This window comes from Butyrivibrio sp. FCS006, assembly GCF_000424525.1.
Lineage (GTDB): Bacteria > Bacillota > Clostridia > Lachnospirales > Lachnospiraceae > Butyrivibrio.
The window spans coordinates 405898-428899 of record NZ_KE384205.1 but is presented as its reverse complement, the minus strand read 5'-3'; the positions used below and the strand labels follow the sequence as shown (position 1 = coordinate 428899).

Here is a 23002-nt window from a genome sequence, read left to right as displayed (position 1 = left end):
ATGTTACAGATAAAAAAGTTTACAGTTGAAGAACTTGATAGAGGCTGCGTTACGGACAATGAAAATCCTGTCTTTGCCTGGAACTATGATAGTGACAGAAATGGAACGACTATCGTATCCCAGAAGCTCGTGATTGGAGATTATGAAAAAGAGATATTATCCGACGGCAGCTATACCTATGATGGCCCAGAACTTAGTTCAATGCGCGAGTACAGCGCAAAGCTCATAGCCGAGGCAGATAACGGAGACATGGCAGAAAAGAGCATATCTTTTGCAACAGGCAAGATGCATGACCCGTGGAGCGGACAGTTTATCACTGACGGAGAATATGTCTTTAAGGAGAAAAAGATATCTCCCAAAGTCATGGTTTTTAGAAAGAAGTTCGCGACTGATAAAAAAGTAAGTAAAGCTGTGATCTACTCAACAGCCATTGGAATGTACAGGCTCGACCTCAATGGAAGTAAAGTTGGAGAGGATTTCCTGACTCCGGGATTTACTTCCTACAAGACTAATCTTCAGTACCAGACCTATGATGTTACAGACATGTTAAAAGAGACTAACACTCTTTTGGCAACTTTATCCGGAGGCTGGGCTGTCGGCTCATTTGTCTTTTCAAGAGTAAACAGGGTGACAGCGGATAAGCAGAGCTTTCTGTGCGAACTTCACATCCTTTTTGAAGATGGAACAAAAGAAGTGATCGCGACAGATGCTTCCTGGGAGGTTGCACTGGGCGGTCCTGTCCTTTCTGCGGACATCTATGACGGCGAGGAATATGACGCAAGGATAGGCGAAGGAGAAATGTCTTTTAAAAAGGCATCAGTTTATGATCTGCCTTTTACTACGAACATTAAGGCTCAGTACGGACTTCCCGTAAGAGAGCATGAAACCTTTGAAGCGGTGAGCATAAGAACTGCCGGGGATGAGATCATCTACGACTTTGGGCAGAACTTTGCAGGTCTTGTACATCTTGAAATTGACGGCAATAAGGGAGAGGAGATAGAGGTAAAACATGCCGAGGTTCTCCATCCCGATGGAAGGCTTAATACGGACTTTCTGCGCTCAGCCAAGGCGAGGATCAGATATATATGCAAAGATGGTCACCAGGAATACTGCCCATCTTTTACTTACATGGGATTTCGTTATGTCAGCGTAAAAGGGATCAGTGCTGACAGGATCAAAGTGACTGCAAGGGCGCTGTATTCTGATGTAAAAGACAATGGATCTTTTACCTGCTCTAACGAAATGATAAACCGTCTCCAGGAAAATATCAGATGGGGAGCAAAATCCAACTTTGTCGACATCCCCACGGACTGCCCACAGAGAGATGAAAGGATGGGCTGGACGGGAGATATAGCTCTTTTTGCAAATACTGCTGTTTACAATTATGACTGCGGAAGATTCCTTAAAAAGTGGCTTAAAGACATGCGCGCAGAGCAAAGAGCCACCGGCGGAATTCCCAATACCATACCGTCTCAGGGCTACGGTTTCCCCGTGACAATGCCTGTTATTGCTGTGGATTTTTGGGGAGATGCTTCGGTCCTTGTTCCCTATGCCCAGTACATGGCGGATGGGGATGAAAAGATACTCATCGATAACTATGAGATGATGAAAAAATATGTGAATGCCTGCAGGTTCTGGGCCGGATTTCTTAGCTTCGGGAAGAGAAGGCATCTCTGGAATACCATGTCTGTCCTTCACTTCGGAGACTGGGTTGCGCCTGATGTTCCTAAGATGAGTCAGTGGCAGAAGAGATCGAAGTGGACTGCAACTGCAAGTCTTTCGAATACTTCCAGCCTTCTGTCTGAAATTGCAGGGATCCTTGGAAAGAGCGAGGATGAAGCTCTTTATAAAAAGGTTTCAGAAAATGCGGCGGATGCCTACAGGAAATATCTTACCGACGGAAATGGAAAGCTTAAGGAAGAGTTCCAGACGGCTTATGTTCTTCCTATTTACTTTGGTATGTTTAAGGGAAAAGAGAAAGCAAATGCAGCGAACAATCTGGCAGAGCTTGTAAAAAAGAATGACTACAAGATCGGCACAGGTTTTCCCGGTACGCCATACATTCTTTTTGCGCTTGCTGATAACGGCCATGAGGATGAAGCCTTTAATATGCTGACCAATACTCAGTGCCCTTCATGGCTCTACGAGGTAAAGATGGGGGCAACCACAATCTGGGAGAGATGGGATGGCCTTGATGAGAACGGAACCTGCCCCATCGGAGATGACGGGACAGAGACCATGATATCCTACAACCACTATGCCTCCGGCGCCGTGGGAGATTTCCTCTACAGGAGAGTTGCAGGTATAGAGGCTGTGACTGCCGGGTATAAGAGCTTTAGGATAAAACCCGTTATCGGCGGCGGAATCACTTCTGCTTCCGGCAAAGTTGATACGCCCTACGGAGAGATTGATAGCACCTGGAAGGTAAGCGGGGATGTCTTTTCCATAGAAGTACATGTCCCGGTCGGCAGCACCTGCCAGCTTTTCCTCCCTGACGGAAGCAGCCACCACCTGGAAAACGGCCACCACACCTTCACCTGCAAAATGAGCCCCAGGGACGGAGTCAGTGGCTCATTTGTGAGCTCCGGGGACGGAGTCAAGGGCTCATTTTGAGGGAGAGATGATGAGAAAGAATAAGAATTCACGGATTTTAATAATTACAGCGGTACTTCTTTTGGCTATTGCGTCAGTTCTTTTTGCATATAGAAGTGCTGCGCACATGGTGATAAAAAACATGACGGCCATGCATGTTGATATGGATGAGAGTGCGGACTGGAGCGGTGGAAAGAGCTATATAAAGGTCCCATACGCCCTGGATTCAGAATCTCAGTACCTGGATTTATATGTGCCGAACACTGCTACAAACGAAGATGCACCACATTTGTTTGTGCTGGTTCACGGCGGCGGTTTTATTACCAACGACTCCCAGTCAAGGCAGGCGCAGCTCATGTACAGGTACTTCAGGGACAACGGATATGCCTGCGCGACCATCAACTACAGACTGGCTCAGGAGGAGCCTTTCCCGGGCGCTCTATGTGATGTCAAGGCAGCAGTCAGGTTCCTTAAGGCTCACGCCGATGAGTATGGATATGATGCGGAGCACATCGCTATATGGGGAGAGTCTGCAGGAGGCTATCTTGCAGTGGCTGCATCGGTTACAAATGACAATGAGTTCATGGATGTAGAATACATCGAGCAGAAAGAGTACGAGGAGAGGACCGGCGAGAAGTTATCGGCGAAGGTTGATATCTGCGTCGACTACTACGGAGCGGTTGAACTTACCGATAAGAGCGATGACTGGAAGACGCTGGGTGTTCCGAAGTTCGTTGTGAATATAGCCAACTCGTGGCTTCACACGGATGTTATGGAAGGGTATTCGGATGTGGAGTCATTCTGGCAGAGAAAAGAAACGTCTCAGATGAGCGAGGAAGAGAAGGCCTATAGCGACATCTACACTTATGTGGCAGAAAATATCTCTAAAGACTTTGGTGTGAAATTCTGGATCGCTCACGGAGACTGCGATATCACGGTTCCGATTCTTCAGTCCGAGAGATTTTATAATACTGTAAAAGAGCTTGTGGGAGAGGGAAATGTCTTTTACAGAGTCGTAGAAGGCTCCGGCCATGCGGGAGATATCATGTACTCCGACGAAGAACTTTCCGGGCTCAAGATATTCCTTGACGAAAATATGTAAAAATGAGCCATTGACTCCGGCCCCAGGGCTCAAAAAAATGAGCCCCTGACTCCGTCCCTAGGGCTCAAAAATGAGCCACTGACTCCGTCCCCGGGGCTCATTAATTTTGAGAGGGGATGAGGATGGAGAGCTTGAACCAGCCGTCCTCTGCGACGGCTACGATTGAGCCTCCGTATTTCTCTGCGATGCTCTTCATGCTCTTTATTCCAAAGCCGTGGAAGTTGGTGTCGGCTTTACTGGTAAGAGGCAGATTGTGTCTGAATCTGATCTTACCGATATATCTGTTTTCTACAAAGATCCTGACAAAGCTCTTTTGCTTATCGACAGTTAAGTGAATCAGTCTCTCGTTCTTGTCGGGGATCTTCTCTGCGCCTTCGATGGCGTTATCCAAAGCGTTTCCAAAAAGTGAACTGACATCCATGGGATTCATAAATGAAAGTATGGAGCCGTCGGCAACGCAGGTAAGTTCAATTCCTCTTGCCTGGCACTTCATGGCCTCTGACGTAAGGATGGTATCAAGGACTTTGTTTCCTGTCTGGTAGCTGGTTTCATAGTGTCTTATCTCATCGAGCATCTGGTCGAGGTACTCCTGGTTTTCCTCGGAAGAGCCGGCTTTCAGAGCCAGGATCTGATGCTTTAAGTCGTGGTATTTCTGATTTACTAAAGCCATGTTCTCTTCCTGGATCTGGTACTGGCTGTACTGCATTTCATACATGCTCTTTAGGGTCTCGGCTTCAATTCTCTCAACAGTCTGAAGCATGAGCTCGTGATAAAGATACAAAAGAGATACTGCCATAAAGTCGATGACTGTTCTTATCATGAAAAGTTCAAGTGTGTTCTGGGTGGTAAAAGGCGTGCCAACGACAACATAAGAGAGATTACTTATGCTGTAGAGAATGAGCATGACGATGACAACCATAATGAGTTCACGTTTCCCAATAATGAGTTCCCTGTTGCGAGTGGCATTTCTCTTTTCCAAAAGAATACCAATTCCGAAAACTATGACATAGACTGTGATCATTGAAATGCACATGTGAAGCAGATCAAACTTAACACCTCTGTTTTTAACTCCGAAGTAGTATATCTGCCAGCCGAGTGATGCCATGAATTCTCCCAGCATAAAAGACCTTACGGAGTAATAAGCTTTTTTGCAAAAATCACCCTCAAGGCAGTGGTGGAAGATCATAAAGATGGTTAGCCCCACAATGGTCATGACAAGGACAAAGTATAGTCCATAGCACCCGGTTGTAAGGTGCATGAAAGCCAAAAGAAATATTCCCAGAGCAATGAGCGCAGGCCATTTGCGAAGTCCCTTTTTTGTATTGTGATTAAAGTGAAGAAAAAAGAGAGCCGAGAAAAAATAGCCCACAGCATACCATGCTCCGGGGGTGTTTCCAAGCTCTGAAATCAGACGGAATTTTATATCCATTTCAGTGTCCCATCTTTCTCATATATTCGTTGAGGGCGTCAATAAGAGGCTTCTTCTTGGCCCTTGAAACCTGCAACAGGTTATCGCCTACTTTTACATCATTTCCGGTAATGGCATCCACAAATTCAAGATTTACAAGATATCCCTTGTTGCACTGGAAAAAGTTAAGTCCCTCCAGTTCCTTCATGGTCTCTTTCATGGTGCCTTTTGCATTTATGTTCCCGTGTTTTGTATGGAAGATAAGGTCGTGATTTATGACCTCAACATAAAGAATTTCTGAGGCATCTATCTTTTGTTTTATGCCACGCTCGCCGGCTACAATGTATTTCTTTTCGCTGGTCTTTCTGCGTCCGATAGCTCTTTTCATGGTCTGCGAAAAAGCGTAGTAGCTAAGCGGCTTTAGAATGTAGTCAAGAGCGCCCACCTGATAGCCGCTGATGGCATACTGTGGCATGTTGGTGATAAAGATGATAAGCACATCCTGATCCACTTCTCTTATTCTTGTGGCTGCCGTCATACCATCAACAAACTCCATCTCGATATCCAAAAGGATAATATCAAGCTCGGGTTTGTAACCATCCAAAAGTTCATCGCCATCTGAATATTCAGAGATCTGAAACTGCTCTGCGTATTCGTCTTCATATTGTTTAAGAAGCGCTCTAATCTCTTTTCTGTATCCTGCGTCGTCATCAACTATCGCCAGTCGTAACATGTCTTTTCCTCCATAAACTAATTATAATCGAAAATTGCAGTTCACGACAAAAATCTACCGTTTCCGCAGACAAGAGTTTTTTCAATATATTTTTTGCTAGGATATAAACATGGAAAAGGAGTAACGCGTAATGAACAAAAACATTTGGTCAAATCCGCTTTTAAAAAGCGCCATAAAGTCAGATGACGTAAGGATGCCCGAGATGCTCCTGGGATATCTTATAGGCCCCTTCGGCGCACTTTTGTCATCCGGAATTTTTACCAGCATGCTTCAGAAATATCTTAACGAAGTGCTGGGAATATCAAACAAGTTTCTGACAGTGCTTCCACTGGTTTCAACCATATTTATCATAATTGCAAACCTGGTGGTGGGACAGCTCATTGAAAAGACAAGAGTCCTGGCCGGAAAGGCAAGACCCTGGATACTTCTCTCGGCAGCCACGCTCTCGATTGCATCGATACTCATGTTTATCGTACCGGCGCATGGGACGCTCAAACTGATCTGGATAGCGGTGGCTTACAATCTCTACTACTCAGTGGCATATCCAATTTACAACACAGCCAATGCAACAATGGTCCCCGTGTCCACGAGAAACGGGCAGCAGCGAAGCGCCCTGGCTTCCTTAAGTAACATCGCAGGCCTCGGAGTTATGGGAACAGGATCCATGGTATTCCCGATTCTTGCTTCCAATATTCTAAAGAATGACCAGAGCAGATGGCTGATGATAATGATCTTTGTCGCCATCATTACCGCACTGACGATCATCCTTCAGTACAAGTTCACAAGAGAGAGGGTCACTGAAGAGGATCTTCATGCAGCAGATAAGGGAAAAGAGCTTTCGGCAAAAACCGTGTCAATGGCTGAGCAGCTTAAGGCAGTGACAAGCGAAAAATGGTGGTGGATCATCATTATTTTCTACATGCTCTTCCAGTGGTCAGGCGCCATCAAAAACGGAGCAATGACCCAGTTCTGTGAGTGGGTCGTAAGCCTTGACCTTGTGGGAGGTGACTGGGGAATCGCCCAGACAATCCTTTCCATCGCAGGAGCAGTTCCCATGGCAGTGGCGGTGGTTGTGGTAATGCCCCTGGCTTCTAAGATTGGAAAAGCAAAGACCACATTTATTTTCCTGGTCATCGGATTTCTGGGAGGAGTTCTGGCAGGTCTTTTCCCTGAAAACCTCGTAATGGTAGGCATTGGTGTAGGACTGAAGTGCTTCGGTTCATCCCCGTCCTGTTATCTGATCCTTGCGATGCTGGCTGATGTCATCGACCACATCGAGTACAAGACAGGCTTCAGGACGGATGGTCTTACGATGTCAATCTATTCATCACTTATGGTTGCAGCAACTCCCATCGGATCTGCGATACTTAACGCACTGCTTTCAGCCTTTGGTTTTGACCAGATGCTTGTTTTCGGAGAGGGAGTTCAGAGTCAGTCAGCAAGGATGGCGCTATCTGTTTCCTACATATGGATCGAGACAATCTGCTACGGTATCTGCGCGCTTCTGATTCTTGCATTTACTGTGGAAAAGAACCTTAAGAAGGAGCAGGAAGAGATCAAAAAGAGGAAGGGACTTTCATAAGAATTTGCACAAAGGTTTCCGTTCATGCTCAAAAATGTGCAGATGACGCAGATGATGATCACGATCGGTTTTTATAGAGTAACATGACAATCGAGAAAAGAATTTCTTTCAAAATAAAAGGAGGGACGTATGAAAGGGAAACATTCATACAGAAAATGGAGAGGTTTTAGTGCAATAACAGCATCACTTATGACCATCGCTATCGGCGGTGTGGCTATAGTTAATGCCAACGCAGCATTCATTAACTCTCGTCTTGGAACAACAAACATAAAGCTGGTTGAGACCGGTGACGGAACTCAGGATACTGATTATTTCAAGTCATCCTACTCTACACTTGCTGAAGTTGTAGAGGCAAAAGAGGCACTGGCTCAGCAAATCGGGGCAGAGGGAACAGTTCTTTTAAAGAACACAGACAGTGCGCTTCCCATTAAGACCACAGACAAGGTTACAGTTTGGGGAATGAACAGCGTAAATCCGGTGCTTGGCGGAATGATCGGATCATCTGTTACGGTTAATACCGATGCAGGGCAGAAATCCTACGGAATCCTCGAAGCACTTGAGGAAAAAGGAATCTCTGTTAACACTGAGATGACAGATCTTTACAATTCAGAGTCTGCACAGGCTAGCGGCAAGAGAGTAATCCAGCCCAGCTTTGGACCCATTTACGAGAGTCCTTCAGTATACGGAATTGGAGAGATGGATCCTTCATATTACACATCTTCAGTTCTTTCATCAGCAGATAACACAGTTGCCATCTGTTTCATCTCCAGAGGAAGTTCAGAGGCAGCAGATTATTCAACTACAATGAAATCTCCCGATGGCGACGGAGATACCTACGATGTGCCACTGGCTCTTTCAACCTATGAGAAGGCAATGATTGAAAATGCCAAGGCTCACAGCACCAAGGTTATTGTGATGCTCAACACATCCAATCCTATCGAGATTGAAGATCTGAAAAATGACAGCGACATCGACGCTATCGTGTGGACAGGAGATCCCGGAGCATACGGCTTCCTTGGAGTAGTGGATGTACTTACCGGCGTCGAGAATCCTTCAGGACACCTTGTTGATACCTACGCTGTGGATTCAACATCTTCACCTGCCATGGTCAACTTTGGTGTTTACAATTACACAAATGCATCAACTTCAAAGGAATCAGGTGCCATGGATTCAAACAACAAGTCAGACTGGTTTGTTGTTGAGGGCGAGGGCATTTACAACGGATACAAATACTACGAGACAAGATATGAGGATGAGATCCTTGGTCAGGGCAATGCCACTGCAAAAGAGGGATCATCAAACGGAAGGGCCTGGAACTACGAAAACGAAGTCAGCTACTCTTTTGGCTACGGCCTTTCATACACAACCTTTGAGCAGAAGCTTGAGAGTGTAAACGTCGAGATTGGCGGAGAAAGCACTGCAAAAGTAACTGTAAAGAATACCGGATCAGTAGCCGGAAAATCTGCAGTTCAGCTCTATGTTCAGGCTCCTTATACAGAGGGCGGCCTTGAAAAGTCAGCTATCCAGCTGATCGGAATCGGCAAGACAGAGAAGCTTAATCCCGGAGAGAGCGAGACTGTAGAAATCTCTTTTGACGCATCATACTTTGCAAGCTATGACGAGACAAGTGCAAATTCTCTCGGAACAGAAGGCGCATGGGTGCTTGAAGCAGGCGATTATTACTTCGCGATCGGAAACGGCGCACATGAGGCAATCAACAACGTGCTTGCCAAGAAAACAGGAAGCGCAGACGGACTTGTAAGCATTGCTGAGGATGAAGTCATTTCAGCAGACAATGCCATCAAGTGGAACCTCGGTGCTACAGATACAACAACCTATTCAGCAAATGTTGAGAACCAGCTCCAGGATATGGATATCAACAATCTCATTCCGGGAACTGTAGAGTACACTACAAGAGCTGACTGGACAAAGGGATGGACAACAGTAGATTCCATCACTCCTGTAGAGGCAATGATGACAGGCCTTAATAACGCCAACTACGAACTTACAGCTAACGGCGACGGCGTAGTATGGGGAGCAGATAACGGACTTACAATCCTCGACATGATCAACCTTGATGAGAGCGGCAATTATGCAGGGGTAAAAGACCTTGATGACCCGGCCTGGGATCAGCTCATTGATCAGATCACTTTGGATGAAGCTATTCAGTTCATAGAAAAAGGCGGAGACGACGTAGAGAATGTTGATTCCATCCTCCTTAGCAGAACTTATGCAAATGACGGCCCTATAGGTTATACAGGCGATCAGGTTGCTGACTATACCTACAGATGGTCGACCTCCAATTCAGGAGAGGCTACTTATACAACAACAAAGGATGACAAGGCAACCTATACAATGGCTACAATGCCTACAGATCCTGTCGTTGCAGCAACATTTAACACAGAACTTGCTTATCAGGAAGGACTTCTTTTCGGAGAAGATGCACTTTGGTCAAATGAGAGTTCACTCTTTGCACCCGGCATGAATCTTCACAGAACACCGTACTGTGCAAGAAACCATGAGTATTACTCAGAAGATCCGATGCTCACATCACTTATCGGTACTTCGGTATGCGTTGGTGGTGAGGAGAAGGGAAACCAGATGGAGCCCAAGCACTTTGCTTTCAACCATCAGGAGTCCAACAGATCCGGCGTATCAACCTTTATGACAGAGCAGGCTGCAAGAGAGAATGAGCTTAGATGCTTCCAACTGGTAATGTCTTCAAACAGCTGCCAGGGAATCATGACAGCCTTCAACCGTGCAGGAACAGTTTATGTCGGTGCTTTCAAGAACCTTCTTGTAAACATTGCAAGAAACGAATGGGGATATACAGGCTGGTACAACACCGACATGATCAACGGAACAGAGTACATGAACTGGAGAGACATCACTGCAGCAGGCGGTGGAAACTGTCTTACAACTTCTGCTTATGACAGCTCGGTTATCGGAACCATGGCTGCTTCAAAGAGTAAGATCGCCAAGGATACACAGTTCCAGCAGATGATGAAGTACAGCCTTAAGTACTGGATGTACAACCTGGCAAGCTCAAATGCCATGAACGGAATCAGCAAGACAACCAAGATTCAGCACGTACTCACCTGGTATCAGATGCTGCTTGGAGGAGTGGCTATCGTAACAGGAATTCTTACAGCACTGTTTGCTTTCCTTGGAGTAAGAGAAGGAAGAAAGGAGAATGAGTGATGAAGCAGGGTAAAAAGAGAGGTGCGTTCTTTACAATAATTGCAGGAATACTGGCGCTGGCTGCCTGCGTTGTCTATATAGGTGTTATGTACAAGCTTCCTATAGTGTTTGTTCTCTTATTGGCAGCAGCTGCAGTTTCCGCAGCAGCTTATGTGGGAAAGGTCGGAGTTGTTACAACTCTTGCTCCCGCGGTTATAGCTTTTTTGTCAGCAACAGCAGTTATCTGGTCGGTAAATCCAATGGTAAACCAGCTTGGATACGTAGTTTCAGGACTTGATGATATCAGTACGGTAATTGCACTTATTATATCAGGCGCTCTTATGGCGGCATCTATGGTGGTGGCTATTGTTGCTTCCTTCATGCCACAGAACGAGGCAGAGGCATAATCTTTGCAGTTAACTATAAAAACAAAAATTAAGGAGAGGTATTAAAAATGAAAAAGAAAATCTTATCAGTAGTTATGGCAGCAACACTTGCAGTAGCAGCTCTTACAGCTTGCGGATCAGGCTCATCAGCCGGAGTTTCAGCAGAGGCTAAGGCCGAGGCACAGGCAGCTCTTGACGGACTTGGACTTACAGCAGAGTATGATCCTAATTCAGAGTACCAGGATTACACACTTGTTGACTATGAGATCACAGAGATCGGAGCACAGTTCGTTGCAACAGTTTCAAGATCATCAGATGGCAAGAAGTACGAAGTACACTGCAACTTCTACGGCGACGAGCAGGTTGCTGTTCTTGATAACGGCAAGGTTACAGAGGACAAGACAGGATTCATGGAAGGCGATACACCTAAGATCGTTGAGAAGGCTGAAGCACAGGGAATCTGGGTTCCTATCAAATAATTATGAGCAATCCATATCTTCCAAGTTGGGAATATGTTCCGGATGCAGAACCACATATTGTCGGTGACAGAGTGTATATTTACGGGTCGCATGATCTTTTTAACGGAATCTCTTTTTGTCTGGGAGATTATGTCTGCTGGTCAGCACCCGTAGATGATCTGTCGGATTGGCGATATGAAGGAGTTATATACAAAAGGCAGCAGGATCCAAGCGCCAGGCCACCTAAGGTGTTATTTGGACTGGCAGCGCCGGATATGGTTCAGGGGCCGGACGGCAGATTCTACCTCTACTATTTCATGGGCGGAACAAAAAAGATTTCGGTGGCAGTCTGTGATACTCCTGCCGGAAAGTATGAGTATTACGGCGATGTGAAATATGCGGATGATGTGCCGGTGGGCTTTAAGGGCGAACCCTTTATGTTTGATCCGGGAGTTTTTCTTGATGACGACGGAAAACTCTACATGTATGTGGGTTTTGCTCAAAACGACAATCCACTGTTGCTTATGGGAAATAAGCCGACAGATAAAGGCCCTATGTGCTTCGAGATTGATACCTCGGACATGCTGACTGTAAAGTCAGGACCTGTCTATATAGGAGTCGGCGCCAGAGAAGACGGCGACAAAAAAGGGTATGAAGGACATCTTTTTCTGGAAGCAAGTTCCATGAGGAAGTTTGACGGAAAGTATTATTTTATCTACAGTTCTTTAAACAGCCATGAGTTATGCTATGCTGTTTCAGACTCTCCGACAGGAGGATTTTCTTTTGGAGGAGTTCTGGTTTCCAACGGCGATATCGGACTGTCGGGAATTTCTGATGTAAAGAGCGCAAGGAATAATACGGGAAATACCCATGGGAGTCTGATAAAGATCGGTGAAAGGTACTTTGTCTTTTACCATAGACAGACGAACAGAAAGCAGTCATCGAGACAGGCTTGCGCTGAAGAGATCAGGTTTGAGAACGGAAAGTTTTATCAGGCGGAGATGACCAGCCGGGGCTTTAATCATGGGCCGCTGCCGGGCGTAGGGATTTATCCTTCCCACATTGTATGTAATCTCTACGGCAAGGACGGCACCAGATTTTTGTCCATGATAAAGCACAGAATGGGTAACACTCCCTATCTGACACAGGACGGCGGCGACAGAGAAGGCGGAGATGATCAGTACATCGCCAACTTCTGCGATGGCGCCACCGCCGGGTTTAAATACTTTGATCTTTCGAAAACAAGGGAAATTGCGGTTAAGATGGCCGGAAAAGGAAAGGGATATATCACGGTGCGAACTTCGGAAAACGGAGATGCACTTCTAAAAATTCCGGTATTCTCAGGCGCAAGAAACTCTGTATGCGACTGCAGAGGCCAGCTCCCACCGGGGCTCTCCGGCAAGGAAGCGATATACCTTGGGTATGAAGGATGCGGAAGATTTAAACTGATTTCCTTTGAACTAAATTGAAAAATGAGTCAACTTGAAACGTCCCCATTGACACAAAATGAGTCACTGGGGACGTTTCACTTTGACTCATTTTGAGTCACCGGGGACGTTTCACTTTGACTCATTTCGGGTGGATCATGTTGCGATACTGGGTGGGTGTCATGCCCTTCTCTTTTTTAAAGAGCCTGGTGAAGTAGGTCATGTCGGTGATGCCACAGACGGAAGCAATTGTATGGACGGGATAATCTGTGGTGTTGAGCATGAAGATCGCATGATCTATACGCTTTTTATTAACATAGTTTGTAAAGGTGCTACCTGTCTCCTTCTTAAAGAGTGATGACAGGTAGCTTTTATTTATGCCAAGTTCAAGAGCCGTACTCTGAAGCGTAAGATCAGGCTCTGACAGGTACTGCGATATGTGGTTCATGACCTTTTGCATAACGGGAGAGTAGCCGGAGGTTGAATGCTGCTGAACCATCAGGCAGTATTTCCTTAGCATCTCGCGGTGAACTTCCTTATCTTCGCCCGGAGCCGTAATGTTCTCGATACGGATTGCCATACGGCGGGACATCTCATCAAGATACACAGGGTGAACATTGCCCCTCTGGGCGGCTTTTCTGCAGAGTGTGTTAAAGACAAAGAGGTGGTTCTTCCTGCTTCTGAGCGTGCTGGATGCCCTGTTATCAAGACCGCTGAAAGACTTGTCGGTGCTGTAGTGCATGGCCTTATCATAATCGCCTTTTGCGATCGCATCCATCATCTTTTCTTCCAGCACGTATCTGTGTTCCAATTGCTGGACCGTGCTCTCGTTGGAAGTACTCTCTGCGCTTGATAGGTACTCGGTATTTTCTACCGCGTCTTGCTTTAAGTATTCGATGCTGTAGTTGCCGGCTCCATATATCTTTTCCGCAACAGTCTCAATGAAATACTCCAGTGATGAAGTGTTATCCAGGTAGGTAGTGGAGGAGTAGTACTGATTGATAAACGAGGTAAGCCCCTGAGGAATGCCGTGCCTTTTGCATATCTCCTGAGTCCTCTGGATGCTGGGCGTCTCCGTGAGATAAGGCCCGAGGATCATGGCGACAGGAAGCTCCTGTTCAGGAACAGGAATAAAGATATAATGGCAGGTGTAAATGTCTTCGGCGAAATATATGCTATTGTTTTGGGCAAAAGACCCTGCGATGTCTTTTAACGATACTGCCTCATTATCTCTTTTACTCACAATGGTCTTTCTAAGGCCCATATCTATTTCATCTGAAAGAGGCTCGTTCAGGTTGGCGATATGAGTGGGAATCCCCATCTTGTCGAAAAAACTCTGAGTAAACTCCAAAAATGCGTTCTGCATATTTTCTCCAATCAGACAATATTTATAAAATATAGTACAATGTTAACTTTATTTAAATAACTATAAATATAATACTACAATAAACAAATATTGTCATTGTTTTGGCCCTTGCACGTATGTATTATGAGAATACAAAAAAGTGCTCTGAACTGCAGCAGAGCACAAAAAACGGTTAAAGACAAACGCGGAGGAAAAACAATGGGAAACAGTAAATATGATGTTGGAAACGGAATCCACAGAGTTCCAACATGGCGAATTGCAGGATATGCGCTTAACAACACAGCAACAAATCTTTATTTATTCCTGATGAACTTTATTGCCTACTACATCACCGGATGGGTTGGCCTGGGTGTTGTCCTGGCAGGAAGCTTTTCAATGATCATGAGAGTATGGGACGGAGTAACAGATCCCTTCATCGGTTATATCGTAGATAAGACAGACGGCAAGTTCGGTAAGAACAGACCATTTATGATAATCGGAAATATCATACTTGCACTTGCAAGTTTTCTGATGTTCTTTGTAACACCATCACTTCCTGAAGGCGCACCAAGGATATTCTTCTTCATCCTTATCAACGCCATCTACTACATCGGATACACTTTCCAGTGTGTAGTTACAAAGTCAGCTCAGACCTGTGTTACAAACGATCCCAAGCAGAGACCTTTGTTCACAGTATTTGATGCGATCTACAACATGATCCTCTTCACAGGCGGACAGGTTTTCGTTTCATCATACCTTGCACCTAAGTACCATGGCCTTGGAAAAGACATTGCGATGTTCCATGAGTTCTGGGCAATCGTTGCACTTGTTTCAGCACTGTTCACAGCCATCGCTGTTATCTCAATCTGGCCTAAGGACAGAAGAGAATACTTCGGAACAGGTAAGGCACAGAAGATCACCTTCAAGGATTACTTCGAGGTTATCAAGAACAACAAGGCTATCCAGATGCTGGTTGTTTCCGCATCAACAGATAAGCTTGGATCAGCAGCAAGAACATCTACAGTTACGCTTATCATGTACGCTATCGTAGCAGGTAACTACGCTCTTTCAGGTGGCTTTCAGATCTACACAACCATCGGTAATGTCCTCTTCATCATCCTTGGTGTCGGCGTGATCGCAACCAAGTTCGGACAGAGAAAAGCAATGGTTATAAGCAGCTGGATCGCTCTTATCGGAAATGTACTTATGATGCTTCTTTGGGGCTTCGGCGATCCTACAACACTTAATCTTCCTGGTTATGAAGGATTCACAGGATTCAGCTTCTTTACAGTAGCTCTTTTCATCCTGACAGTTGTAGCAGGTGGCTTCCAGCAGGTAAGCTCAAACATCGTAATCCCTATGACAGCAGACTGTGCAGATTATGAGACTTACAGATCAGGTCGTTATGTTCCGGGACTTATGGGAACGCTCTTTAGCTTCATCGACAAGCTTGTTTCATCACTGGCTCCATTCGTAGCGAGCATCTGCCTTGCAGCAATCGGATTCAAGACAGTGATGCCTGACGTTGATACACCTTATACACCTCAGCTCAAGGTAGTTGGAATCTTCCTTATGTACGGACTTGTTTCATTAGGTCTTTTGGCAAACGTTATTGCCATGAAGTACTATCCGCTTACAGCTGAGAAGATGGAAGAAGTAAGAGAAAAGATTTCTGAGATCAAGAATCAGAACGCATAAAGAAAGGGACGACAAATGAGAGCAATGAGCACAGAAAAAGACAATAGACTCTGGGTACGACTCGGAGAAAAATACTTTGAGTTAAAAGAAAAACTTGATACTCCTAAGACTGTAAACAGAAAGAAATATCTCTGGCTCTGCGCTCTTTCAATTGTCGGCGCAAACCAGTTTTACGCAGGGCACTACGCTAAGGGCGTTTTCTATCTGATCCTTTCATGGACCGGAATCTCCGTTGCCATGGGACTTTTAGACTGGATGGCAGCAGTGCCCAAAGCAGCTGATGAACACGGAAACATAGAGATCTGACAGGAGGAATAAAAATGTTATATCCAATAATTACTGGTTCACGAATGGTGATGGACCTCTCTGGAATATGGGATTTTGCACTGGATAATGGCAAGGGTTTTGAAGAGAAGTGGTATGAAAGACCACTGGAGAATCCGATAACCATGCCTGTTCCTGCTTCTTATAACGATTTGAAGGAAGGCGCAAGCTTCAGGGATCACTACGGCTTCGTGTTCTATCAGAAGAAAATTACCATGCCCAAGGCAGTGCGCAGCGGTCAGAGAGTTGTCCTTAGGTGCGACGCTGTAACTCACCATGCAATTGTATATTTGAATGGAAAAGAGCTGGCGCGTCATGAAGGAGGATTTCTTCCCTTCGAAGTTGAGATAGGTGGTGAGCTTACAGATGGTGAAAACCTTCTTACGATAGCAGTTTCTAACATCATCGATTACACAACTCTTCCAGTGGGCGGAGATGCCCCGATGATGGGCGGACCCATGGCTTCACTTGCAGACGGAGAGAGAAAAAAGACCAACAATCCAAACTTTGATTTCTTCAATTACTGCGGAATCACAAGACCTGTACGCATTTACACCACTCCAACAAGCTACATTAAAGACATATCTCTTTTGCCAAAGATAGAGGGCGAAAACGCAGAACTGTCCTACGAGGTAGAGACAGAGGGAGATGCAGAAAAATGTCTTGTTGAGATCTATGATGAAGCAGGAGCAAAGGTCGGCGAGTGCGACGGCGCAAAAGGAAAGATTGAAATCAAAAACGTACACCTCTGGCAGCCGCTTAATGCATATCTCTACAACATAAAGGTTACTTACGGAGAGGATGTTTACGTGCTTCCTTACGGCTTCAGAACCGTTGAGGTAAAGGGAAAACAGTTCCTTATTAACGGAAAGCCTTTCTATTTCAAGGGCTACGGCAAGCACGAGGATACTTTCCCCAATGGCCGTGGAATCAACATTCCAATGTACATCAAGGATGTCTCCCTTATGAAGTGGCAGGGAGCAAACAGCTTCAGATGCAGCCATTATCCCTACAGCGAAGAGATGATGCGTATCGCAGACAGAGAAGGTTTTGTAGTTATAGATGAGACCACTGCCGTTGGCATCAATTTCGACTTCGGTGGCGGCGCTAACTTCGGCGGACAGAAGGTTGGAACCTATGACAAGGAACATGGTGTAAAGACCTTTGAGCACCACAAGGATGTTATCCGCGACCTGATAAGCAGAGATAAGAACTACGCATGCGTAGTTATGTGGAATATAGCAAACGAGCCGGATTCCTATTCCGAGGGTGCTTACGAGTATTTCGAGCCTCTCTATAAGCTGGCAAAAGAGCTTGATCCGGAGAAAAGACCTTGTACCCTCACCAGCGTACAGATGGCAGGAGGGCCCGATAGAGACATCTCAGCAAAGCTTTCCGATGTTATCTGCCTCAACAGATACTATGGCTGGTACTATGCAGGACCCGACCTTGAGGCTTCCGAGAAAGCTCTTAGAAAAGAGCTTGAACAGTGGAAAGAGCTTGGCAAACCACTTATGTTTACCGAGTACGGAGCTGATACGGTAATGGGGCTTCACGATACAACACCGGTGATGTTTACCGAGGAGTATCAGGTTGACTACTACAAGATGAACAATGCAGTCTTTGATGAGAATGATTTTGTTGTGGGCGAGCATGTCTGGAATTTTGCGGACTTTGCAACAAGCCAGAGCATCGTAAGAGTTCAGGGCAATAAGAAAGGTCTTTTCACCAGAGACCGTAAACCTAAGCTGGCTGCACATTACTTCAAACACAGATGGACAAATATTCCGGATTTCGGATACAAAAACTAAGAAAGAACGGTGAAATAATGGTAGATCTTAAGGCAAAACCTTTTAATCTTGATGATAAGAAAATTAAGTGGGTCGAGGATACGATCAGGGACATGACCATGGATGAGAAGATCGGTCAGCTCTTTATTAACCTCACACTCAGACGAGATGAGAAGACCCTTGATGAGCTTGTAAACAAGTATCATATCGGCGGAGTTCGCTGGCAGGGAGGAACACTGGAGGAGGTCTATGAGCAGAACAGATTCTTCCAGGAAAAGAGCAAGATCCCTGTGCTGATCGCAGCTAACTGCGAGGCAGGCGGAAACGGCGCTGTGGGTGAGGGTACATTTGTGGCAACAGGTGCTGCCTGCGGAGCGAGCAAAACTCTTGATACTGTAAGGAATATGGCAAAGGTCGGCGCAGCAGAAGCCAAGGCTGTCGGATGCAACTGGAGCTTTGCGCCGGTGTGCGATGTGGTATCTAACTGGAGAAATACCATTGTTAATACCAGAGGCTTTGGCAATGATCCTGAGGCTGTGGCAGAGAGGTCACTGGCCTACATGGATGAGATGACAAAGGCAGGAATTGCCTGCGCTGCCAAGCACTTCCCGGGAGACGGAAGCGAAGAGAGAGACCAGCACCTTGTGATGGGATGCAATGACCTGTCTGTTGAAGAGTGGGATGCGTCCTTTGGAATGGTCTACAAAAAGCTGATAGATGCGGGACTTCCAAGCATTATGGTTGGCCACATTGCTCAGAGAGCGTATACAAAGAAGTTTAATCCTGATATCAAGGATGAAGATATCATGCCTGCTACAATGTCACCTGAACTGCTTCAGGGACTGCTCAGAGGGCAGCTTGGATTTAACGGTCTTATCGTTACCGATGCAACACATATGGCGGGACTTACAGCAGCTGCTGACAGAAAGAATGCTATGCAGAAGGTTGTGGCAGCAGGCTGTGACATGATCCTGTTCTTTAATGATCCTGCTGAGGATATCGAGTACGTGAGAGTGGGAATCGAGGATGGCACCATCAGCGCAGAAAGGCTTGATGACGCTCTTCACAGAATCCTGGGACTCAAGGCTCACCTTGGGCTTGACGAGATGTCTTTTCCTAATAAAGACATGCTTGCGGTTGTCGGCTGTGATGAGCATCATGCTCTTGCAAGAAAGGCTGCGGATGACAGCATCACGCTGGTAAAAGACACTCAGCGTATCCTGCCGGTTACTCCTGCAGATAAAAAGAAGGTTGTGCTGTACTTTGTAGAGAGCGCACCTGTTTCGCTGGCCGATGGCCCTGATCCTGCAAAGGCTCTTTTGGTAAAAGAGCTTGAGAAGGCCGGGTTTGATGTGAGGGCTCCTAAGGACTACTACGAATACGAGATGGAAGGTCCGTCGAAGTTTAACAGATTCAAGATGATGGAGCATGAGAACAGGGAGGAGTTTAAGAAAAACACTGACCTGGTGCTGTTTGTCATCAGCATGAAGGGCTATGCCAAGGAGAACAACACAAGGCTTACTTACTCGGTTTCACACTCTTGTGAGATCCCGTGGTTTGTACATGAAGTGCCAACGGTTGCCGTATCGCTCAATTACACCAATCATCTCTTTGATGTGCCTATGATGAAGACTTTCATAAATGCTTATAGCGGAAGCGCTGAGTACATCGAGGCGCTGGTGGAGAAACTCACCGGAAAGTCTGAGTTTAAGGGTGAGGCAAATGATCTTGTCTGGTGTGACAGATGGGATACAAGGCTTTGATTAAGGAAGGATATGTTATGTCCGGTTTGGATTTTAAGAAGAAACATGAGCATATAGTCTGCATCGATTCAGACGGATGTGCCATGGACACCATGAATATCAAGCACTTCAGGTGCTTTGGTCCCTGCATGATAAAGGAGTGGGGACTTGAGAAATGGGAAAAAGAGATCCTGGAGAAGTGGAATGAGATCAATCTCTTTTCCATGACAAGAGGTATCAACAGGTTTAAGGGACTGACGCTTTGTCTTTTGTATGTTGATGAGAAATTTGTAAAGATCGAGGGAGTCAAGGCGCTTAAGACTTGGAGTGATGATGCGCCGGAACTTAGCAATGATGCAATATCCAAGATGCTTAGCGTTTCTCCCATATTTGATAAGGCTCTTAACTGGAGTAAGAGCGTAAATGAAGCCATCTCTGAGCTTCCTGAAGAAGAGATCAAACCTTTTGACGGAGTAAAAGAGGCTTTTGATGCAATTTACGGAAAGTGCGATATCGCAGTGGTGTCCAGCGCTAACCCCGAGGCTGTCAGGGCCGAGTGGGACAGGTTCGGACTCCTTGAGATGGTGGATATTGTATGTACTCAGGAGATGGGTTCAAAGAGCGCTTGCCTTGGTATGATCAAGGACATGGGGTATGACAGCAGACATATCCTGATGGTGGGAGATGCTCCGGGCGACCTTCAGGCTGCCGGCGAGAACGGAGTATTCTTTTACCCGATCCTGGTTCAAAAAGAGGCGCAGAGCTGGAAGGAATTTTCAGAACATGCCCTTGCAAGATTCGTGTCGGATACCTACGATGACTATGGCGTCCAAATGATAAATAATTTCAAAAACAACCTAAAATAATGGTCCTGCGGGGCCATTATTTTTTTTGACGCCGGGGTTTGATAAAGGTATACTTTTTCTTTGGGGGATAAATCAAAATCCACCCGGAGGTGAATAGTTGAAACATTTTGTATATCGTCTGATCAGGAGAATTGTGGCCATTGTAATGCCGGTATACCAAATTGAGGGAGAAGAGAATATTCCGGAGGGACCTGTTGTGGTTGTGGGGAATCACTCTCAGGCATTCGGACCTTTGGCTGCGGAGCTGTACTTTCCGCGAAAGCACTATACCTGGTGCATTTCCGAAATGATGGAAAAAGATCGTGTTGCTGACTATGCATACAAAGATTTCTGGTCAAAAAAGCCGGCTCTTTTAAGGCCGTTTTTCAGGCTTTTTTCATATATGATCCCACCTCTTGCAGAGATTATATTTACCAGTGCGGATACGCTTCCCGTCTATAGGGATAAGCGCGTAATGAAGACCTTTCAGCTCTCATGCGACAGGCTCAAAGAGAATGCTGCAATAGTTATTTTCCCTGAAGATTATATAGATCACAACAATATAGTTCATGAATTTCAGAGGGGCTTTGTGCACGTGGCCAAGTATTACTACAGACAGAACAAGACAGCAATCCCTTTTGTTCCCATGTACGTGTGCCCGAAACTCAGAAAGCTTGTATTTGGCAAGCCTGTTATCTATTCGCCTGACAATCCGCAGGCAGAAGAGGCAGAGAGGATCTGCAATTACCTGCAGGACGCAATCTCGGAGATTGCCTACGCCATGCCAAGACACCTTGTTGTACCTTATCCCAATGTCTCAAGAAAAAACTATCCGTATAATGAAAGATTGTAATGAAGAAACCTGTTGTTGATTACACTAAACTGAGATTATCCAATATAACAAGCAAAGAATACAGACATTTACTGCTGCTGCTGGGCTGGGTGGCATATTTTATAATGTACCTGGTCACCGAGAACTTTATCCCGGTGAGCAAGTGTCATGTGGTCCACTGCTTTATTGATGACCTGATACCTTTTAACGATTACTTCGTTATATTCTATGTGTCATGGTACATCTTTATGGTGTTATCGCTCCTTGTATTCGTGCTCTATGATATAAAGAGCTTTGTGCGGGCTCAGAAACTGATAATCGGAATGCAGATAATAGCTGTTATTACCTACATTGTCTGGCCTTCCGTACAGAACTTAAGGCCGGATACCTTTGAACGTGACAATGTCCTTACAAGGCTTCTGGGATTTATTTATTCCGTTGATACTCCCACAGGCGTATGTCCATCCCTTCATGTGGGTTATACTCTTGCCGTGCTCTCTGCCTGGATTGTCAAAAGAGATATAAAGCTTTGGCAAAAGATCTTTATAACAGCCTGGGGACTTATGATATGCATATCGGTATGCTTTGTAAAACAGCATTCATTTGTCGATGTGTGTGCAGCATTTATACTTTATCTATTTTTGGAATTGATTTTGTTTGAGAGGGAATTTAAGTTGGGAAAAAGAAGGATCGGAGACAGACGAGACGGCACTAAGTTGCGGGATATCGATGCAATGCACTATATTATGCCGCTTATGTATCCAAACAGATGCGACAACGAGGCATATATGAAGCTCGCTGTAGACATTACAAGTACTGAAGATTACATCAGGGAGTACAACAAAGCGCATCCCGATGATAGAATAGCTATCTTTGATGTCGTGATCGCAGCGGCTCTTAAGCTACTGCGTATGCGTCCCCAGATGAACCGTTTTATCGCCAATCAGACCATGTATCAGAGAAACAATATCACTGCGGCTTTCACTGTTAAGAAAGAGTTCAGGGATGACGGCGATGAGACTCTTGCAAGAATTGTGGCAGAAGATGACGATACCCTTGGGAGCATCAGCCACAAGGTAAGAGAGCAGATAGCTCTTTGCAAAAATGAGGACGATCAGTCTACAGAGGCTATGAATTTTATCATGAAGCTTCCGGGCAAGCACATTATCGGAGCTGTTGCAAGGTTTCTTGACAGGCACGGCTGGATGCCTGCTTCCGTCATTGCGACAGACCCCTATCAGTGTTCGGTGGTCCTGACTAACCTTGGATCGCTTGGCCTTGATATCGGGTATCATCACCTGATGAACTGGGGAACCAATTCCATATTCATTATCATCGGAACCAAGAAGTTCAAGCCCCATCACGACCAGGAAGGTAATGTCACCATGAAGAAAGAGCTGGATTTGGCATTTACCATAGATGAAAGAATTTCGGACGGATTCTATTATGCCCGTTCCCTGAGGCTAATGAAGACTCTTATTGAGAATCCGGCTCTGCTGGAGGGACCTCTTTCAGAAGAGGTTCGCTGATAAGTCAGTGGGGAGTCAGTGGGGACGGT

The 23002-nt window shown here is 45.6% G+C and carries 17 protein-coding genes; 14 read left to right on the top strand and 3 right to left on the bottom strand.

Going from position 1 to position 23002, the window contains the following annotated elements:
* Entirely contained in the window at positions 1–2613 is a 2613-nt protein-coding gene (locus tag G633_RS18870) for an alpha-L-rhamnosidase (protein WP_081664839.1), read from the top strand.
* Positions 2614–2620: 7 nt separating this feature from the next.
* The gene (locus tag G633_RS0116365) at positions 2621–3694 is read left to right on the top strand and encodes an alpha/beta hydrolase (RefSeq protein WP_026520574.1); all 1074 of its coding nucleotides are present in this window, start codon (positions 2621–2623) and stop codon (positions 3692–3694) included.
* Between the two features lie 100 nt (positions 3695–3794).
* On the opposite strand, the gene G633_RS0116360 is transcribed toward G633_RS0116365, so the two are convergent.
* A complete protein-coding gene (locus G633_RS0116360; protein WP_026520573.1) occupies positions 3795–5123 on the bottom strand; it encodes a sensor histidine kinase in 1329 nt (442 codons plus the stop codon).
* Position 5124: 1 nt separating this feature from the next.
* Positions 5125–5835: a LytR/AlgR family response regulator transcription factor gene (locus G633_RS0116355; protein ID WP_026520572.1), complete on the bottom strand. Its 711-nt coding sequence runs from the start codon at positions 5833–5835 to the stop codon at positions 5125–5127.
* Positions 5836–5965: 130 nt separating this feature from the next.
* Between G633_RS0116355 and G633_RS0116350 the strand changes: the two genes are divergently transcribed.
* The 5 genes from G633_RS0116350 (at position 5966) to G633_RS0116330 (ending at position 12910) form a co-directional block, all read left to right on the top strand.
* Positions 5966–7417: an MFS transporter gene (locus G633_RS0116350; RefSeq protein ID WP_026520571.1), complete on the top strand. Its 1452-nt coding sequence runs from the start codon at positions 5966–5968 to the stop codon at positions 7415–7417.
* Between the two features lie 129 nt (positions 7418–7546).
* The gene (locus tag G633_RS0116345) at positions 7547–10618 is read left to right on the top strand and encodes a glycoside hydrolase family 3 C-terminal domain-containing protein (protein WP_026520570.1); all 3072 of its coding nucleotides are present in this window, start codon (positions 7547–7549) and stop codon (positions 10616–10618) included.
* Positions 10618–11004, top strand: coding sequence for a hypothetical protein (locus G633_RS20200; RefSeq protein ID WP_026520569.1), 387 nt, complete (start codon positions 10618–10620; stop codon positions 11002–11004). The genes G633_RS0116345 and G633_RS20200 overlap by 1 nt, the downstream gene beginning before the upstream one ends.
* 47 nt (positions 11005–11051) lie before the next feature.
* Positions 11052–11462, top strand: a complete 411-nt coding sequence (locus tag G633_RS0116335) for a hypothetical protein (RefSeq protein WP_026520568.1) — start codon at positions 11052–11054, stop codon at positions 11460–11462.
* A 2-nt stretch (positions 11463–11464) separates the two neighbouring features.
* Positions 11465–12910 (top strand): family 43 glycosylhydrolase, encoded by a 1446-nt coding sequence (locus G633_RS0116330; protein ID WP_155834984.1) that lies wholly within the window; start codon positions 11465–11467, stop codon positions 12908–12910.
* A gap of 100 nt (positions 12911–13010) precedes the next feature.
* Here the strand turns inward: G633_RS0116330 and G633_RS0116325 are convergent, their stop codons facing one another.
* A complete protein-coding gene (locus G633_RS0116325; RefSeq protein WP_026520566.1) occupies positions 13011–14234 on the bottom strand; it encodes a helix-turn-helix domain-containing protein in 1224 nt (407 codons plus the stop codon).
* Positions 14235–14432: 198 nt separating this feature from the next.
* Here G633_RS0116325 and G633_RS0116320 point away from each other — a divergent pair, with 198 nt between their 5' ends.
* The 7 genes from G633_RS0116320 to G633_RS0116290 all read left to right on the top strand — a co-directional run bounded on the left by G633_RS0116320 (position 14433) and on the right by G633_RS0116290 (position 22973).
* On the top strand, positions 14433–15911 hold the full coding sequence (locus G633_RS0116320; RefSeq protein ID WP_026520565.1) for an MFS transporter: 1479 nt from the start codon (positions 14433–14435) through the stop codon (positions 15909–15911).
* A 24-nt stretch (positions 15912–15935) separates the two neighbouring features.
* Positions 15936–16217: an NINE protein gene (locus G633_RS18865; RefSeq protein WP_196804285.1), complete on the top strand. Its 282-nt coding sequence runs from the start codon at positions 15936–15938 to the stop codon at positions 16215–16217.
* A gap of 14 nt (positions 16218–16231) precedes the next feature.
* A complete protein-coding gene (uidA, locus tag G633_RS0116310) occupies positions 16232–18046 on the top strand; it encodes a beta-glucuronidase (protein WP_026520564.1) in 1815 nt (604 codons plus the stop codon).
* A 17-nt stretch (positions 18047–18063) separates the two neighbouring features.
* Positions 18064–19788 carry a glycoside hydrolase family 3 protein gene (locus tag G633_RS0116305; protein WP_026520563.1) on the top strand — a complete coding sequence of 575 codons (1725 nt, stop codon included), beginning with the start codon at positions 18064–18066 and terminating at the stop codon, positions 19786–19788.
* A 17-nt stretch (positions 19789–19805) separates the two neighbouring features.
* Complete coding sequence (locus tag G633_RS0116300) at positions 19806–20633, top strand: HAD family hydrolase (RefSeq protein WP_026520562.1); 828 nt, start codon at positions 19806–19808, stop codon at positions 20631–20633.
* A 97-nt stretch (positions 20634–20730) separates the two neighbouring features.
* The gene (locus tag G633_RS0116295; RefSeq protein WP_022768636.1) at positions 20731–21465 is read left to right on the top strand and encodes a lysophospholipid acyltransferase family protein; all 735 of its coding nucleotides are present in this window, start codon (positions 20731–20733) and stop codon (positions 21463–21465) included.
* Positions 21465–22973: a 2-oxo acid dehydrogenase subunit E2 gene (locus G633_RS0116290; protein WP_026520561.1), complete on the top strand. Its 1509-nt coding sequence runs from the start codon at positions 21465–21467 to the stop codon at positions 22971–22973. Before G633_RS0116295 ends, G633_RS0116290 begins: the two co-directional genes overlap by 1 nt.
* The last annotated feature ends 29 nt before the right edge of the window (positions 22974–23002 follow it).